Origin of the sequence: Sphaerisporangium sp. NPDC051011, from assembly GCF_040653595.1 — a bacterium.
In the GTDB taxonomy this organism is placed as follows: domain Bacteria; phylum Actinomycetota; class Actinomycetes; order Streptosporangiales; family Streptosporangiaceae; genus Sphaerisporangium.
Genome location: NZ_JBFAGG010000008.1, coordinates 65680 through 82758 on the forward strand (window position 1 = coordinate 65680; position 17079 = coordinate 82758).

Annotated in this window: 14 protein-coding genes and 1 pseudogene; 10 read left to right on the top strand and 5 right to left on the bottom strand. The window is 69.1% G+C overall.

All coding sequences use genetic code 11. The annotated features are described in order from the left end of the window. Positions 1-109: 109 nt before the first annotated feature. A complete protein-coding gene (locus AB0H21_RS19595) occupies positions 110-424 on the top strand; it encodes a hypothetical protein (protein WP_358518188.1) in 315 nt (104 codons plus the stop codon). Between the two features lie 206 nt (positions 425-630). After that, entirely contained in the window at positions 631-981 is a 351-nt protein-coding gene (locus AB0H21_RS19600; protein WP_358518190.1) for a hypothetical protein, read from the top strand. Between the two features lie 25 nt (positions 982-1006). Here AB0H21_RS19600 and AB0H21_RS19605 read toward each other — a convergent pair whose 3' ends face one another. Continuing rightward, positions 1007-3904: a BTAD domain-containing putative transcriptional regulator gene (locus AB0H21_RS19605; protein WP_358518193.1), complete on the bottom strand. Its 2898-nt coding sequence runs from the start codon at positions 3902-3904 to the stop codon at positions 1007-1009. Between the two features lie 521 nt (positions 3905-4425). Continuing rightward, the gene (locus AB0H21_RS19610) at positions 4426-5337 is read right to left on the bottom strand and encodes a hypothetical protein (protein WP_358518195.1); all 912 of its coding nucleotides are present in this window, start codon (positions 5335-5337) and stop codon (positions 4426-4428) included. A gap of 487 nt (positions 5338-5824) precedes the next feature. Here AB0H21_RS19610 and AB0H21_RS19615 point away from each other — a divergent pair, with 487 nt between their 5' ends. Further along, on the top strand, positions 5825-6199 hold the full coding sequence (locus AB0H21_RS19615) for an RICIN domain-containing protein (RefSeq protein WP_358518197.1): 375 nt from the start codon (positions 5825-5827) through the stop codon (positions 6197-6199). Here AB0H21_RS19615 and AB0H21_RS19620 read toward each other — a convergent pair. Then, positions 6196-6615: a hypothetical protein gene (locus tag AB0H21_RS19620; RefSeq protein ID WP_358518200.1), complete on the bottom strand. Its 420-nt coding sequence runs from the start codon at positions 6613-6615 to the stop codon at positions 6196-6198. The genes AB0H21_RS19615 and AB0H21_RS19620 overlap by 4 nt on opposite strands. Before the next feature lie 216 nt (positions 6616-6831). Between AB0H21_RS19620 and AB0H21_RS19625 the strand changes: the two genes are divergently transcribed. From AB0H21_RS19625 to AB0H21_RS19635, 3 genes are all read left to right on the top strand, one after another. After that, the gene (locus tag AB0H21_RS19625; RefSeq protein ID WP_358518203.1) at positions 6832-7053 is read left to right on the top strand and encodes a hypothetical protein; all 222 of its coding nucleotides are present in this window, start codon (positions 6832-6834) and stop codon (positions 7051-7053) included. A gap of 301 nt (positions 7054-7354) precedes the next feature. Then, the gene (locus AB0H21_RS19630) at positions 7355-9436 is read left to right on the top strand and encodes an alkaline phosphatase family protein (protein ID WP_358518206.1); all 2082 of its coding nucleotides are present in this window, start codon (positions 7355-7357) and stop codon (positions 9434-9436) included. A gap of 6 nt (positions 9437-9442) precedes the next feature. After that, entirely contained in the window at positions 9443-12286 is a 2844-nt protein-coding gene (locus tag AB0H21_RS19635) for an InlB B-repeat-containing protein (RefSeq protein ID WP_358518209.1), read from the top strand. A 137-nt stretch (positions 12287-12423) separates the two neighbouring features. On the opposite strand, the pseudogene AB0H21_RS19640 reads toward AB0H21_RS19635, so the two are convergent. Next, positions 12424-12695 (bottom strand): annotated as a pseudogene (locus AB0H21_RS19640) (transposase); the annotation flags it as partial. Between the two features lie 112 nt (positions 12696-12807). On the opposite strand from AB0H21_RS19640, the gene AB0H21_RS19645 reads away from it, so the two are divergent. Next, positions 12808-13152, top strand: coding sequence for a hypothetical protein (locus AB0H21_RS19645; RefSeq protein WP_358519028.1), 345 nt, complete (start codon positions 12808-12810; stop codon positions 13150-13152). Here the strand turns inward: AB0H21_RS19645 and AB0H21_RS19650 are convergent. After that, positions 13037-13987 carry an ATP-binding protein gene (locus AB0H21_RS19650; RefSeq protein ID WP_358518211.1) on the bottom strand — a complete coding sequence of 317 codons (951 nt, stop codon included), beginning with the start codon at positions 13985-13987 and terminating at the stop codon, positions 13037-13039. The two genes, AB0H21_RS19645 and AB0H21_RS19650, sit on opposite strands and share 116 nt — an antisense overlap. A gap of 296 nt (positions 13988-14283) precedes the next feature. Here AB0H21_RS19650 and AB0H21_RS19655 point away from each other — a divergent pair, with 296 nt between their 5' ends. The 3 genes from AB0H21_RS19655 (at position 14284) to AB0H21_RS19665 (ending at position 17065) form a co-directional block, all read left to right on the top strand. Beyond that, positions 14284-14496, top strand: a complete 213-nt coding sequence (locus AB0H21_RS19655) for a hypothetical protein (protein ID WP_358518214.1) — start codon at positions 14284-14286, stop codon at positions 14494-14496. A 295-nt stretch (positions 14497-14791) separates the two neighbouring features. Next, positions 14792-15832 (top strand): YcaO-like family protein, encoded by a 1041-nt coding sequence (locus tag AB0H21_RS19660; protein ID WP_358518216.1) that lies wholly within the window; start codon positions 14792-14794, stop codon positions 15830-15832. Positions 15833-15841: 9 nt separating this feature from the next. Continuing rightward, positions 15842-17065 carry a hypothetical protein gene (locus tag AB0H21_RS19665; RefSeq protein ID WP_358518219.1) on the top strand — a complete coding sequence of 408 codons (1224 nt, stop codon included), beginning with the start codon at positions 15842-15844 and terminating at the stop codon, positions 17063-17065. Positions 17066-17079 lie beyond the last annotated feature (14 nt).

Below are 17079 nucleotides of genomic sequence, written 5' to 3' on the forward strand. Positions count from 1 at the left end.
TGGCCATCTGCCGCTTGTCCGCGTTGCGAGGCGGCCGAGAAGTTGATACTGCTTGCGCTAGCGAGCCCGCCGATCGATCAATTGATCTTTTTGGTGGGAGGTGGGCCGCGTGGCGAGGTCGAAGCGGTACAAACTGGTGCGCGGGCTGGAGGACGCCTCCACGGTCGTCCGGGCGACGACCGGCCTGCTCCGGCACACGTCCAGCCTGCTGCGCCAGCTCGTGATGATCGTCGGCTGGCTGGTCCTGCTGGCGGGCTCGATCCGCCTGCTGCTCGACCCGCCGTCCACGCTGTCCCCCGAGCACTTCCTGGCTCCGCTGGCGGGCGCGGCGGCCGTCTTCCAGGGCGTGATCAGACCGCCCCTGGGGGCGGGAAAGTCACGGCGATGTGAACCGCCGGGAAACAATGGGGAATCGGAAGAATGACCTTTCCGGATTTATCCGTATATGGCAACATGCTGAATCACCCATTGGCGTCCGGCACGGTTGCCGACGGACGGCGCCGCGACATTCAGCGTAGCGGACAATGGGCGGCAAACCACCCGGATAAAGACTGCGGTGATATGCACCGATTTTCGGTTTATATCGGACCGAAGACGGCCGGAATTTCGGATGACCGAGGAGATGGACGCGTGAATGAGACCTCCCGCCCACCGGGGCCGGCGCCCGCCGGGCGGCACCGCACGGCGACGTACCGGCTCGTCGACCACGGGCTGGTGACGACGAGGTTCACCGTCACACCGTCCGAGGACGGGAGGTGGATCGAGCTCAGCGGGACCTGCCCAGGCTGCGAGGTCCGCGTCTCCTACGCGTGGCGTTACGCCGCCTCCCGCGAGCTGAGCATGCTCCCCCGGCCGGCGTCCCCCGCCGGGGCCCGGGAACTGGCGACGGCCTTCTGCGAGTGCGGGCACCCGCACGCGGAGCGGCCCGCCGGGGCCTGGGGGCAGGGGTGCGGGGCGTTCTGGCAGGTCGAGGTGCCGTGAACGCCCCACGGCGAGCGTGATGGGGTCATGAGCCCTTCGCCGACTTCAGCCGGGCGGCCGCGAAGATCTCGGCCTGTTCGTCCAGGGCCTTTCGCTCGTCGCGCGGGTTCCCGTTTCTGCGGGCCTCCTCCAGGCTTCTCGCGATGTGCTCGAACGCCTCGTCCATGTCTCCGAGCAGGCGGCTGCACCGGGCCAGGAAGGTGAGCGTACTCGCCCGTTCCGGATTCCACGCCATCAGCCTGTACATGCCGAGCGCGGCCTGGAGCAAAGTGCGGGCGGTCAGGGCGTCGCCCTGCGCGAGGTGGGCCACGCCGAGACCGCGAACAGCCTTCGCCTCGTGCAGGCCGTCGCCCACCTCGGCAGCCATCTCCCGGGCCCGCTTGAACAGCACCACGGCGTCTTCGATCCGGCCGAGATCGATGTACGCGTGCCCGACGACCATGAGGGCGTACCGTTCCCCGATCGCCGAGCCGGCGCGCCGGGCGACGGCGAGCTGCTGCAGGCCGTACTCGAGCGCCTCGGCGTAGAGATCCATTTCGATGTGGCGCGCGGCCAGGTTGCCGAGCGATCGAAGCTCGATGAACAGGTCGCCCAGCTCACGGCTCAGCTTCAACTCGGCGCGCATGTACGCGATCCCTTCCTCGTCGCGCTGGAGCTGCTGGCACGCCATGTAGAGCATGGACAGCGCGTGCGCCTCGTTGCGCCGATCGCCGAGCCGTCGCGTCACCGCCAGGGCCATACTCCCGGTCGACATCGATTCGTCCCGGTACCCGTTGGTGTAGAAGTGCCATTGCAACGCGAGGGTGAGGGCGGCCGCGAGGGCGGCGGTCACCTCGTCGGCGTCCCAGGTCTGGCCGATGAGCGCCAGCATGTTGGGCTGTTCATGGTGCAGCCAGCGCTCGGCCTCGGTCACGTCCGCGAGCGGCAGCGGAGCCTGCGGGAGGTCGGGCGTCGCCGCGTGCACGCGGTGCGGATGGACGAGCCGCGCGGCCGCGGTGGCGGTGGCGATGAACAGGCCCAGCACGCGGCGGACGGCCTCCGTCCGGCGTTCCGGGGGCTCGGTGCCGACGGCGCGTTCCTGCGCGTACAGCCTCACCAGGTCGTGCATGGTGTAACGGCCGGGGGCCGGGCTGTCGATGAGGTTGGCGTCGGCGAGCCGCTCGATCGCCTGCTCGGCCTCGCGGGCGGGCACGTCCAGCAGCGTGGCCACGGTCTCCACCCCGAGCTCGGGGACGCGGACGGTGCCCATCAGGCGGAACGCCGTGGCCGCCGCGCGGTCGATCGCCTGCGCGCTCTCGGCGAGCGCGGCGTAGCTGACCGCGATGCTGCCACGGACGCCGCCCTCACCGGTGTGCAGCTCGTCCAGGCGCCGACCCTCGTTGTGCAACCGCTCGATTAGGGTGTCGGCCGACCAGTTCGAGCGGCTCGCCAGCCGCGCGCCGGCGACGTGCAGGGCCAGCGGAAGCCGGTCGCACAGGAGGACCAGCCGCTGCACCGACTCCTCGGTGAACTCGACGCCCCCCGACCGGAACCGCCGGGTGAGCATCGTCGCGGCCTCCAGATGGGACATGCGGCCCAGGTTGACCTGCGACGCGGGCGCCAGGTAGGCGAGGCTCTCGCGCGAGGTGAGCAGCACGACCGACCCGGACGTCATCGGGACCACCGGGCCCACCTGGGCGACCGACGCGGCGTCGTCCAGGAGGATCAGCGCCCGCCTGCCGTGCAACAGGGTGCGCAGCGCCGCCGCGGCCTCGTCGACGTCCGAGGGCACCCTGCGGCCGGGCGTGCCGAACGCGCGCAGAATGCGGCCGAGCACCTCGGAGGTGTCGAGCCGCCGCACGCCCGGCATGGCGCCGCGCAGGTTCACGTACACCTGCCCGTCGGGGAACCGCCCGGCGACCATGTGGGCGACGCGCAGCGCCAGCGCCGACTTGCCCGACCCGGGAGGACCGCAGATGGCGACCACGGGGCTGGGGATCGCGTCGCCCGGAGGGTTCAGCCAGGACTCCAGCCGGCGGATCTCCTTCTGCCGGCCGACGAAGAAAGGGATGTCGGACGGCAGCTCCCTGGGGACGGTCACGACCTCTTCCTGCCCACCGGCCGGGGCGCCGGGACGGCCGTCCGCCGCGGCGCCCGCCGCCTCGGAGGTCTGCGCGGGAGGCTCGGGGAACAGGCCCGGGTCCCCGGCCAGGACGCGCCGGTGCAGCTCCTGGAGCGGGAAGCCGGGCTCGACTCCGAGCTCGTCCACGAGGCACGTCCTGAGCTGCTGGAACGTGCTCAGCGCTTCGGCCCGCCTGCCGTCGCGGGCCAGCGCGAGCATCATCTGGCCCCACGGCCGTTCCCTCAGGGGGTGGTCCTTCAACCACGGCCGTAATCGGCCGATCACCTCGGCGTGCATCCCGAGGGCCAGACGGGTTTCGATCCAGTCCTCGAAGGCGCCGACCCGTTCGTCCTCGACGTGGGTGACGGTCTCGGCGAGCCGTACGGTGACGGGAATGCCCTCGAACGCCCTGCCGTGCCACAGCTCCAGGGCCTGCTGGAACAGCGCCCCGGCCTCGCGGACGTCACCCGCCTTCACCGCCCCGCGGCCCCGCGCGACGAGATCGGCGAAGGTCAGCAGGTCGAGCTCCCCGGGCCCGACGACGATGCGGTAGCCGTCCCCGATGGTCTCGATCGGCGCGGACGCGGGATCGTCCGGGGACAGCAGCCTGCGCAGCGCCGAGACGTAGGTCTTAATGTTGCCCCGCGCGGAAGGGGGCGGCGCGTCGTCCCACAGGTGGCCGATGAGGTGGTCCGTCGTGACGACCCTGCCCGCGGCCGAGAGCAGCGCCGCGAGAACCTGACGGTGCTTCGGGCGGGGGACGGAAACCTCCTGGCCGGTGGAGCCGCGGACCCGCATGGGACCGAGAAGCCGGTATTCCACCGCAGCCTCCGCTTCGGTTAGGGGGGTCCGATCCTGACCAGGCGTCCTCCTCCTGTCAAGATCACCGGTTGCCGGGACCACATTGTGCCGCACGGGAGGTTCATTCTTCGTGAACCCGCCGTGAACCCGACTCTGGTGAACTGGTCACCAGATCGGCCAGACCGCTCCACAAGCGAGACGGCCGTTCACTCATCGTAATTCGAGCGTACTCGCCGGGTACGACAAAGCGTTCCACGTCCACGAGGAAGGAGACCGCTGAATGGGAACCGGCTCACGGCGTCGCCCGCCTCAGGTACGGCGGTCCTCGTAGAGGGAAACGCCGATTAATTCGCCCATTGCCAGCTTATGTCCGGGTTCGTGAGGCACGGGAGCTCATCGCGAACCTGGCGACGCGGGCGGCGATGGGTCACGGCCCCGCTCGGCGGATGCGGGGCGTGCGTACGGCGGCCCAAGCCTGCCCTGCTTGCGAACCTCTTGGGCCGCCGTACGCCACCACCTGCGCCACGGCGGGTGGCCGCGGCTCAGCTCGGGGCTCTCCCGTGCGCGAGGAGGGTCTTGACGGCGTTCACCGTGGCGTAGCCGCGCCATTCGAGGGCAGCCGCCGGGGACTGGGACGCGAAGTCCACGACCCACCCCCCGTCGCCCTGCTGGCCGGCGGCGAGGCGGCCGAGTTCGGCGGCGATGACGTCCGGGGCCAGGTAGCGGCGCAGCGGGCGGTCCGGCAGCGGCGAGATGTCCAGCGGGCGCAGCGCCTCGCCCTCCAGCCCGCCCTCGACCGGGAGGACGCCGTCCCGCGGGAGCCGGGCGGCGAGCCGTTCGAGATCCGCCCCGGCGCCCGGGCCGGCGTCCTGGCCCGAATCCTGGATCGCGTCGAGGAAGCCCAGGAGGTAGCGCAGCTCGTACGAACCTCCCGGCGGGCGTCCGGGGTCGGCGATCTCGCGCCGGCAGTAGCCGGTGACCCGCGCGAGCCATTCGTGGTCGCGCACCGCCGGGTCGTGCCGGGCGACACCATGGGCCGCCGCGGCGACGGCGGCGGTGATGTGCAGGGACGAGCTCTTGGGGTCCGCGCCGAGCCACCACGGGGCCGACCCCGCCGGCTCACCGATCGACAGCGCGAACGGCAGCCCACCGTCGGGCAGCGTCACCGAGCCGAGCCAGTCGCACAACGCCGTCGCCGGCTCCCCCACGGGCCGGCCGATCTCCTCCAGCACCTCGAACGCGTGCAGCGCCCCCGCGGGCTGGCTCTCGGAGGACCGCAGATCGGGCTCCAGGCCCCAGCCGTACCCGCCGTCATCGTTACGGTACGCCGCCAGCGCGGCAAGGAGCGCGCCCGCCGGCGCGCCCGGGGTGGTGATCGCCTCGAAACGGCGGCGGTCGATCATCCGCGCGTGCGTGACCATGAAGGCCGCCGCCTTGGTCAGGTCGAATTCCATATCCTCATGGTCCCGCCGCCCGACCCGCGATGCCTTGTACGAATCGGACACCTCCCCGGGCGGAGTACACCCACGCGAGGCCGCGTCCTCCCCCGCACCACGATGATCCGATAAGAAGTGCGACGACGGACCCCTGCGCCGGCAGGGGGTCCGTCCGTGTTTTGTGAATGTCACCCAACCGGTAATCTACGCTAACTAACATAACGCCCTCTGAGACTATCGCAGGCGGTAGCCCTGTCCTCAGGGGCGGTGACACCGCCGATGGACAAATGGCGGAGGCTTGTAGCCCTGTCCGGATGTGGCCATGGCTGGAAAGTGATTTCCCGCCCATGATCGGGTGTTATAGAGGCGAGCGGCGCAGCGTCGCCTCAATCATCGGTTCAAGAGGATCATATGGCCATTCCTGCTCGCGCCTACCTGATCTGTAAGAAGTCAGGGCTGGCGATCGACATCGAGGGCGAAAACCCCCAACGACGGTGCCCGCGCCGTGCAGTGGAATCCTACTGGAAACGCCAACCAGCGATTCGAACTCAGGCCCACCACCAGGACCAGCGTCAGACTCCCCGCTGATGGCGGTTACCATCTCGTCGCCGAACATTCCGGCAAGGTGCTGTCGGCCCATCCCAACTGGCCCGAAAGAGTGGTGCAGTTCGATCTCTACGCACCTGACAAATCCATGCGCTTCAACCTCAAGGAGGTCACGGAGGGGGGCTTCTACTGGATCGTCTCCCAGTATTCGGGCAAGGTGCTGGCCGTGAAGGACGCCTCCACCACTCCGGGCGCGCCGCTGGTGCAGGTGGATCTCGTGAATTATTACCCTGACGCCGACAGCCAACTGTGGCAAATCAAAGCCGTTCCCTAGCGCCAGAACGCGGCGGCGGACACGCCCTGGAACACCGCGGCGGTCTTGGCGGCGTCGAACGATCCGCGGACAGCTTCGGTCACCGCCGCTCGGGCCAGCCCGTGGCTGTGCCGCCCCACCGGTAACGACAGCTGGGCATCGGCCGGGTCGAGGTTGGGTGCGCCCGGGCTGCGCCAGGCGCACCGGGTGACGGTCATCGTCCCGAAGATCGTGGTCAGTTGCCGATGGTGCCCGCTCTCCACGCGGCGTCGCACCATCTGGTCGGCGCCGGCCAGGGCAGTGGTGCCCTGGCCGCGGGCGCACTCCACCGATTGCCGCTCGCGCTCCGCGCGCAGGTCCAGGTGGGCCTGCAACAGTTGGCGCAGCAGCTCACGCCCCTGCTCGGCGAGTACCTCCTCCAGCCGATCATGGGCCAACGCCTCGGTCGCGGGGTCGGCGAGCTGTCCGATCAGACAGTTGAAGGTGTTCTGCGCGGGCGCATGCTGAGATCACCTCACTGAGGAGTACCGGGTCCCCACCGACGAGGAGTGGCAGGAGTTCCTCGGACACTTCGAACGCCGGAAGGGACCGGGACCTGCGGCCGGGCCTTCGGCACCCCGTGCACCCATGAACACGCCTGCATCCGCTGCCCGATGCTTTGGCCCGACCCCTCCCAACGCGACCGGCTCGTCGAAATCCGCGACAACCTGCTGGCCCGCATCGCCGAAGCCGGACGAGAAGGTCGGCACGGCGAGGTCGAAGGCCTGCGGGTCAGCCTGGCCGGAGCAGAAGACAAACTCTCCCAGATCGATCGACGAACCACGACTCCTACACCCGTGGCCCTCGGCATGCCAACCACCGTTCGGGGAACCTGATCACACCCAAACCGGCCATCCAGGGCGAGAAGATCAAGTTCAGAGAATCCGTAACCTAGCCATCGGCACCTACCGGCTCGCCGGACGCGCCACATCGCCCACGCCCGCCATTGACCTGCACGACCGTGCGGATGTCTTCACCATCTACGGCATCTAGCCAACCATCACCAAACCTGACAAAAGGATCCTGGGGTGACATGGGGCGTGAAGGGGACGGTCCGGCTGTGTTCAGGTGGTGTTTCGGTCCGATTGATTGCGTGAGGGTCGCCAGATTCCTGTCCGTCCAGAGGAGACCCCATCGATGGCCACCGACCGAACCACCCCTTCACATGAGCCTGCGCCAGGCGACAGCGCCGGGCAGGTCATCGGCGTCACCCGGCGCCGCGTCCTGCAGGGCGCGGGCCTCGCCGCCGGCGCCCTGGCCCTCGGCGGGCTCGCCGGGCCGGCCAGCCGGGCATTCGCCGACAGGTCGGACGAGTATGTCCTGCCCACGGGCTTCCACGGCGACATGTCCGACCTCAAGCACGTCGTGATCCTGATGCAGGAGAACCGGTCCTTCGACCACTACTTCGGCCAGTTCCCCGGCGTCCGCGGCTTCGGCGACAAGCAGGCGCTCACCTTCCAGGACGGCACGAACGTCTTCCAGCAGAAGGACAGCACCGGGAAGATCGTCACGCCGAAGGTCGACGACGGTCCCTGGGGCAACGACCACGGGCCGTGGGGTGACGTCGACCACCGCAAGTGGGACCTGTGGGTGCGGCACAACGGCGCCAGCTGCATGAACTACCACTCCGGCGGCTACATGAGCTTCTACCACTCGATGGCCGCGCAGTACACGATCTGCGACCAGAACTTCTGCTCCGAGTTTGGGCCGACCGACCCCAACCGCAAGTACCTGTGGAGTGGTACCGCCAACACCGAGACCGGCAACACGGACGAGTCCAACTACAGCCGTCCGTGGATCACCGTGCCCGAGCAGCTCCAGGAGGTCGGTATCGACTGGCGCCTTTACTCGGACAACAGCGGCAACGGGCGGCAGGGCTACATCAGCACCTGGGTCGGCGACTACGGCGACAACGAACTGAAGTACTTCAAGGGGTTCGACCCGAAAGGGCTCAGCCCCGACGACCCGAAGCTGCAACCCGGCACCGGCCTGATCTGGCGCGGCAACTGCACGTACTACTCCGGCATGTCCTCGCCGAACAACGACTCCGAGCAGAACCTCGACGTCGTCCTGAAGGACTTCCATGACGCGTGCCAGCCGGGTGCGGAGTTCCCGCTGCCCGCAGTCTCCTGGATCGTTGCGCCGTACGGCTGGAGTGAGCACCCGTCCGCCGACACCCTGCACGGCGAGCGCTACGTCAAGCGGGTGATCGACATCCTGCAGGGCAACCCCGAGATCTGGAACCACACGCTCTTCATCCTCAACTACGACGAGAACGACGGGAAGTTCGACCACGTGCTGCCGCCGTGGCCTGAGGCGGGTACGGCGGGCGAGTACGCCGGCTCCTACCCGCTCGGCTTCGGTCCGCGCGTGCCGATGCTGCTCGTCTCGCCATGGACTCGCGGCGGCTACGTCGCCTCGGAGGTCTTCGACCACGTCTCGTCGATCATGTTCCTGGAGAAGTGGGCCGCCTACCTCGGCAAGCCGTTCACCTGCCCCAACATCACCAAGTGGCGGCGTTCGATCGCCGGCGACCTGACCAGCGCGCTCGACTTCGCGCATCCGCAGGTCGACCCGGTGACCTTCCCGAATCCGGTCGACGAGCAGCCGGTGTCGGTCCCTGCCGACCACATGAAGCCGCGGCCGCTCTCGTTCCACCCGCACGCCACGCTGTCCGAGGACCGTGTCACGGGCAAGGTCACCGCCACCATGACTCTGGCCGGCGGTCCCGACGGCAAGGCCGTGAGCTTCCAGGCCTTCCCGGACAAGTACCGGGCGTTCTCCAGTACGCCGTTCACCGTCAGTGCGAGCGCGCCGCGCGAGTACACCTGGGACAGCTCGACGACGGACGGCAGGTACGCGTTCTCTATCTACTGCAACGACGGATTCGTACGCTCGTTCGCCGGACAGCTCGTGCCCGCGGGACAGCAGGACCTCGGCATCCCGCGTGTCGACGTCGACCTGAAGATGGCCGAGAACGGCCAGGAGGGCAAGGTCAAGGTCACGCTGTACAACGACGGCACCGAGCCGGTGCGCTACGCGCTGAGCGCGCACGACTACCTCGGCGGCACCCAGGTCGTTCACCTCGATGGCGGCAAGTCCAAGGTCGTCCCCTGGCCGACGAAGGACGGGTACTACGACCTCGTCATCACCGCTGACACCGGCACTGGCTGGACCCAGCGGTACGCCGGCCGCGTCGCGACGATCGGAAAGCACTGATTCCCGATGATCCGCACGCTTCGCACCCGCGTCGCCGCCGCGATGACGGCGGTGGTCGCACTCCTCGTCGCACTTCTGGTCGCGGCGCCGGCCGCGCCGGCCGCGTCGGCGTCTACTACCGAGGCCACTCCGGCCCTGAGCACCCCGACCACGACTGTGGCCGCCGGTGCCCCGATCACCTTCAGCTACTCCGCCCCGGCCGACCGGGTCTCCCGCACCAACTGGATCGGCTTCTACAAGCCCGGTCAGAAGCCAGGTCAGGTCGGGTCGACGTACTGGGTGTACACGGCGACCAACAGCCAGACCGTGCCTGGTACGGCGATCGCCAGCGGCACCCTCCAGTTCCCAGGCGTGGCTGCTGGAACCTACGAGGTCTACTTCCTCTACAACGACGGCTACACGATTATCGGCTCGAAGATCACCATGACCGTGGTGAACGCCCCGCTCGCCACGTCACAGACGACCGCCGTGGTGGGTACGCCGGTATCCCTTTCCTACAAGGCGCCCGCCAATCAGCTGAGCACGAGCAACTGGGTCGGCTGGTACCGCGGCAAGACGACCTGCGGCGTGGAATCGACGTACTGGCAGTACACCCAGACCGGTACGCACAACTACCCGCCGGCCGGTTCGTCACCCATCGCCGGCGGCACGCTGACCTTCACCGGCATGACCGTCGGGTCGTACGCCGTCTGCCTGCTCTACAACGACGGGTACACGATCATCGGATCGCCCCTCGTCATCAACATCGTCTACCCGACCAACACGGTGAGCGTGACGTCCTCGGGCCACGGCACCGCCTCGGCATCGTCCAGCGCGGTGACGCCGGGCGACAAGGTCACGCTGACCGCGACACCTGACAGCGGCTACAAGTTCGCCGGTTGGCACGTGACCAGCCCGAGCGACCTGACGATCGCGGCCGACGGCACCTTCACCATGCCGAACGCGGCAGTGGCCGTGGAGGCCACGTTCGTCCCTGACTCGGCGACTGTCCACTTCGACGGCAACGGCGCCGACGGCGGGACCATGGCCGACCAGCCAGTCCAGTACGACGTTGCCGCGCCGCTGAGCGCCAATGGCTACACCCTGAGCGGCTCCGACTTCGCCGGCTGGGCCACCAGCCCTGTCGGGCCTGTCGTCTACGCCGATGGCGCTGACTTCACCGACCGCGTCCCGACCGATGGTGCGTCGATAACGCTGAACGCCCGCTGGCGCGCACACGGGCAGTACCTCGTATCGATCGATGACGCCGACCATGGAAGCGGTACGCCGTCGGTCCGCTCGGCCGCACCCGGTGACTCCGTCAAGCTCACGCCATCGGCCGCGACGGGCTACCACCTCAACGACTGGCAGGTGTCGACGCCGTCCGGTCTCACCATCGACGCTGCGGGCAGCTTCACCATGCCGACGGCCGAAGTCGTGGTCGTGCCGCGTTTCGAGGCCAACACGTACAAGGTCGTCTTTGACCGCAACAGCGCTGAGGCCGGTACGACGGACGCCAGTACGTTCACCTACGACACCGCGGCCGAGCTGGCGCCCAACGGTTTCGTCCGGGACAACTACCGCTTCGCCGGCTGGAGCACGACTCCGACCGGAGCGGTCGTGTACAGCGATCTGGCATCGGTGAAGAACCTGACCGCCGAGAACGGTGGAGTCGTCACTCTGTACGCCCAGTGGGTCAAGCTCTCGGTTCAGGCCGGCAATTGGCCGAGCCTGCCCAAGGGCTTCGTCGCCGATACGTTCAAGGTTCCGGCGGTGCCCACCTCTGGGGCCGTCAGCCAGCCGCTGCTGGGCTTGTGGAATGGCGCAGCGCCGACCTCGTTCACCAAGATCTCAGGTGATGCGTGGCTCGACGTGACCGCAGACGGCGCCGTCACCGGAACTGCGCCGGACCGCCGGCAGAAGAATGCCGGAGAGATCACGGTCTCGGCCACGAGCGGCGGTACGACCTCGACGATCCTGGTCGAGGTGCTGGTCGCGGCCCCCAACACGTCGCCGGACTTCAAGGCGGCAACGTGGAACGCCTGGAACGCGGGCAGCAACGTCACTGATGCGATTGGCAAGAACCTCGCTGTCATCGCCGCTCGCGGCGTCGGAGTCATCGGCTTCCAGGACGGCGGCTATGCGATGGCGCAGTCCGTCGGCGCCGCCCTGGGATGGTCCGTGCACGGAATTGGTGATTTCGGCATCGTGTCGTCGTACCCGATGACTCCCAGTACGACGACAGTCTTCCCGACCGCGTCGGCTCCGGCTGCCGCGGAGACGGTCAGCGTCGGCGGCAAGCCGGTACGGATCTGGGACGTCCACCTTGACGAGTCGAACTACGGTCCGTACGGCACCTGCTTCGACGGCGCCGACGTCGCGTCCGTAGTCGCCAAGGAGACGTCGACGACCCGGTACGCCCAGGCGCAGGCTGTCGCCAAGGCCATGGCCACCGACCTCCGGTCGGGTACGCCGCTCGTCCTGCTCGGCGACCTGGCGTCTCCGTCCGGGACCGACTGGACCACCGCCACGTCAGCGTCCCACTGCAAGGCGGGTACGGTCGATTGGCCGGTTCCCGCTGTGTTCCGCGCGGCGGGCCTGCTGGACTCCTACCGGACCGCGAACCCGGACCCGAGCGCCAAGCCCGGCATCACCTGGTCGCCGGTCATCAACACCAACGCCAACGGGAAGCCGGAGCCGCAGGACCGGATCGACTACGTCGACTACACCACCTCCGGCGGCCTGGAACTGATCTCCTCCGACACCCTCTTCGTCGGGCGCCCGTCGGCCACCAACCCGTCAGCCAACTCCTGGCCTAGCGACCACGCTGCAGTAGTAACCACTTTCCACCTCACCACCAAATCCCACTAACCACCAACCTCGAAGTGGGGGGCGTAGCCCGCGGGTACGCCCCCACTCCACCCGGGCGTGCCGATACCCGATCGACCGTCCAGCTGGGGCCAGAGGGTGGGGTTGTGGCAATCCCCTCGACTCGTAGAGGCTTCCATTTAGTGATCTTGCGCTTGGGCGATGACGTAGAGGTTGTGGACCACGGCGGCGCGGCGGAGGTCAAACAGGTTTTTGCGGGTGCCGCGGTAGCGGGCGCGGGGTCCTTGCCAGTAGGCCGATGTGGGCCAGGGCGTGCTCGACGGCGACGCGTTGGCGCAGTTGCGCACGCCCGGCCGGGGTGGCCTGACGCCCGCGGAGTTCGGCCAGGAGTGCCTCGTCGGGGTTGGATGGCGATGCTGCGCCCGGTGCTGCTTGTGGTGCACCGGATCCGCTGTCAATCCCCTCGAACCGTAGATGACTCGTTTTGCGAGCGTGACCCGGCACGCTCATCGGCCAGGACTCCATGCTCCCAAAGCACTTTTGGTGATCGGCTCACCTGGTCATTGCCCTGCGCCAAGGCCGTCGCCCGCGCCAGGGCGACCTTCCGCACCCGGCTGGCCTCGGGGGAGAAACCGGCTCGTAAACGCATGGCCACCCTCGGCGTGGTCTACGACGCCGAACCCGCACCCCGGCGGCCCCATGATGTGATCGCCGTCCCGGGCGGGCGAGGTGGGCACCGCCCGTCCCGCCCCCGGCCACGCGCGATGCGCAAGTGGCTGTGCGGCTCGATCATCAACGACCCCCACATGGTGATCGAGAAGATCCTCGACCACGCCGAAGCCCGTGACCCCACCCATGCCCGTCCCTGGGTCTGCTCGTCGACGGCTCCCGGCACCAGCTCGATCTGATCACCGTCGAGGCCGCCCGCCGCGGCATCGGCGTCCACATCGTCATCGATTTCGTCCACGTGCTGGAGAAACTGTGGGCCGCGGCATGGAACCTGCACCCACCCGCCGCCCCGGCCGCCGAGGACTGGGTCGCCGCCCAAGCCACCGCGTTACCCGCTCGGCGCCGCGACGGCATCGACGCCTGCATGCGCCATCTCATCGCCGACAGATTCGACCTCGCCGGAGCACGCTGGGGCCTGACCGGCACGTCATGGCGGTCGAGGTCCTTGAAGGCGTACGGCCGACTGACCCTCAACCGCGCTATCAGCGAGTCCAGGGCCACCGGATCGAGCATGGTGAGCCCGGTTCCTGGTACTCCCTGTTCGTCTTCGCGAGGTTGTCCACGCGAAGACAACATCACCTGGACCTCATAGCTGGACAACCGGCGGTCGCCATCACCGACCCGAATGAAGCTACCTCGCGTCATTCCCGCGCCCTTGTAAAAACACGGCCGTTGGCTCGGATCTACCTCCGGGACCTCGGCCACGATGATCTTCGAGCCCTCGAAGTCGTGGACGCGGGTCAGCGGTCGCAGGGCAGGCTCCATGTCGGTGGAACACAGGGAGGCCAGGTCCCCGGCGAGTTTCGCCGGGTCCCGCACACCCGTCGGGGCGAACCCCTTCGTCTCATCGAGGCCCAGGATGAGCACCCCACCATGGGTGTTGGCGAAGGCCGAGAGGGTCTCACGTGTGGTCTTCGGCAGTTCGGTGCGCGACGTCTTCACCTCGACATCGGCGATATCACCACCGAGCGTGCGTAGGTCCGCGACGATCTCGGCCAGTTCCCCATCCAGCATCGGTCTTCCTGCCCTGTCATTGGCGACATGCTAGCTAGCATGTCCGTACTAGCTAGCATGTCCCGCCCAGCCCCACCCCGACCAGGGAGAGGCGGAAGCTTCTACGCCCCCGAGCCGCCCGAGTTGGCGCGTGCGTGACCATGAAGGTCGCCGCCTTGGTCAGGTCGAATTCCATATCCTCATGGTCCCGCCGCCCTGCCTGCGATGGCTTGTACGAATCGGACGCCTCACCGGGCGGAGTACGTCCACGTGAGGACGCGTCCTCCCCGCAGCGCGGTGATCCGATAACGCGGGCGATGGCATTGACCTGGGAAGACCCGCGTTTTGCCCCTCAAAACCGGTTTTTACAGAAATACCTGCGATATGGCGAGATATGCGCAAACAGGATCCAGCAACGGGAAATTTGGGCCTTGAATTTCGAAAGTCATCCGGTCACCGCGGCCGCCGAGTTCGCGGTTCTCCTCGCCGAATTAGGTGGGCCGACGACTACCGATTCCGACAGGACGTGAACCGCTCAGTCTAGCAATCTGCGAGATGCGCCATACCTCCGAGCCCGCCAAGATTCCACGAACTGCGAGAGGAGGTGAACGCGTCCATGGAGATCAGCTGGGACCTGGGTCAGGTCGACGAGGAAGCCGCGGAGTTCGACGTGCTCGGCAACAAGTCTTACTGACGCGTAGGTCGTCCGCACACCCGTGACCTGGGAGCGGCCGATCGGAAGGACGTGGTGGGGTGGGTCGCCTGCGCAGGCACCCCACCTCGTCCGCACCTGGAGTGACGGTCGATGTTCGCCTAGGAGTAAGTATGACCCACCGGGGAGCGGTGCGGGCCGCCGGGCCCACGGTGCGCCCTCTGATCAATGGCGCCGTCCACGTCGCCTGGATGAGCGACGAGACAGGAATCAGCGGCGGAGCCTGCGACGACGACCCTGGCCGGGCGGCGCGGCGTGCGCTCGGCGAGTACGTCCAGCACGTGAGCCACGTGTCGGCGGCCGGTGTGCTGCCGCTGCTGGCGGATCCCGGCGCACTCCCCCGGGTCGAACCCGCCGCGTTGCTGGACGCCGGTTCTCCGCCCTGCCACTGGGTGGTCGGAACCGGCATGCGCGACGGCGCCGAGACGGCGGTGCCGGCCCAGGCGGTCTTCCTCGGCTGGGACCCGCCGCCGCCCGAGGAGCGGTGGTGCGTGCAGACGTCGGCCGGCACCGGCGCGGGCACGGACCGGCGGCGGGCACGGACGTCCGCGCTGCTGGAAGTGATCGAGCGGCACGTGCTGGCCCGCGGCTGGCGCACCGGTGACATCCAGTTCGAGGACCTGGACCACCTGCACGACTCCGTACTGCCCGCGGGACTGCTCGCCGGCCTGCGCGATCACGAGGTCGGCCTGCGCACCGTCCGCGTGGCCCGGCCGTACCCGGACATCGTGCTCGCTCTGCTCCACCGAACCGGCGGTACCGCCCTCACCTGCGGCGCCGCGGCGAGAGGCGACACCGCCGACGCCGTACGGCACGCGGTCTACGAGGCGGTGGCGGCCAGGCTCGCACTGGGCGCGCGCCCGTCGAGCAGCCTGCAGAGCCGCGACCGGGACCGAGGACACGCCGTGGCCGCGGCCGGCGCGGCGCACCTGGACTTCGTCGAAAGCCGGATCGCGGGGCGCGGCACCCTCCGACGGGCCCCGGCCGACCTGGCGGCACTGCTGGACGCGGCGGACTCCCTGTTCGGACGCCAGCCGGTCGAGGTGCGGCTGCCCTCCGCCGACGACCACGTCGTGTACCGCGTCGTGTGCCACGGCTCGGAGGTCTTCGAACCGCTCACCCCGCCTTCCCACCTGCCCTGCCCAGTGGTTTAGGAGCCCCACGTGCCTTCCTTCGCCTATCAGCGCGACGATTCCCGGTCATTCGGCGAGCTGTGGTTCCCGACGGCGGACGCGCTCGATACGGCCGAACTGGCTCGCCGCTGGACCGGGTGGCTCGACCTGCGCGATGCCGCCGACCCCGTCCCGCTGCGCTCCCGGCATGCCGTCCACCTCGCCCGGATGCTCACCGGCGAGGAGGAGGCGGTCGTGCCCAACTGGTTCAGCACGGTGTCCGTGACCAGTTCCCGCTACCAGGTCATCGTGCAGGCCAGAAGCCACCGGCACCTGTGCGACCAGCCCGCGGCGCTCCCCGAGGAGGTGCGCTCGCCGCGCTGGCAAGCCCTCGTCGAGGCACTGGAGCGCTGGGCCGACCTGCCGACGGCACGCCGGGTCGTCGTCGTCGCCCTGCTCACGCAACTCGGCTTCCACCGCCACGCCCTACGCCTGGTCGGTACCGTCGCCATCGACGCCGACCCGCTCCGCCAGCAGCTGGTCTACGAGGTGTCCCGTGCGGCCTACCAGCTCAACAGGAAGTCCCCCATCCCGTACGAGATCTTCGGCCGGCTGGCCCGCGACGCCGTCCGCCCGGCTCTGCGCACCCTCGCGGCCCTGCAACTGGTCTCCACCCGCGCCCGTGGCAGCGACCGGGAGGAGGCGGCCCGATGGCTCGCCGAGGCGGAGCGGTCCCTCGCCGGTCTCGGCGAGGAGCCGGGCTGGCTGGCGCACCTGGTGACCAGCCGCTACCACCGCGCCGCCGCGCTGCACGAGCTGTCCGGCCGCGACCGGGAGCCGGTGGTCGCGCACATGCGCGCCGCCCTGGAACACGACGACGCCCTGGCGCGGTCGGCCGAGAACCCGGTGCAGGCCCACTACCAGCGGGAGAACCGGGGGCTGGTACTGGAGGCCCACCTCAAGCTGGACACCCTGACCGGCACGGCGAGCGCGCCCGACGACGCCGTCGGGCAACTGCTCGCCCTTGACCCCGTCGATCCCGAGCCGCTCTACGCGATCGGCGCCTACCTCGCCGGGCGCGGCGACTGGGAGGCCGCGCTGGAGACGTTCCTGCGGGCCGCGGGCTCCGGCACGCTGCGCGGGGCGTCGGCGGCGAACGCGGCGGCCGTGTGCGCGGAGCGGCTGGGGCGGCCGGACGAGGCCGAGCACGCCCGCCGCCTCCTGCTGGACCTGGATCCGGCGGCACGCCTGCCGGTCCACCGGGCCGACGTCTGACCTCGGGGGTGAAC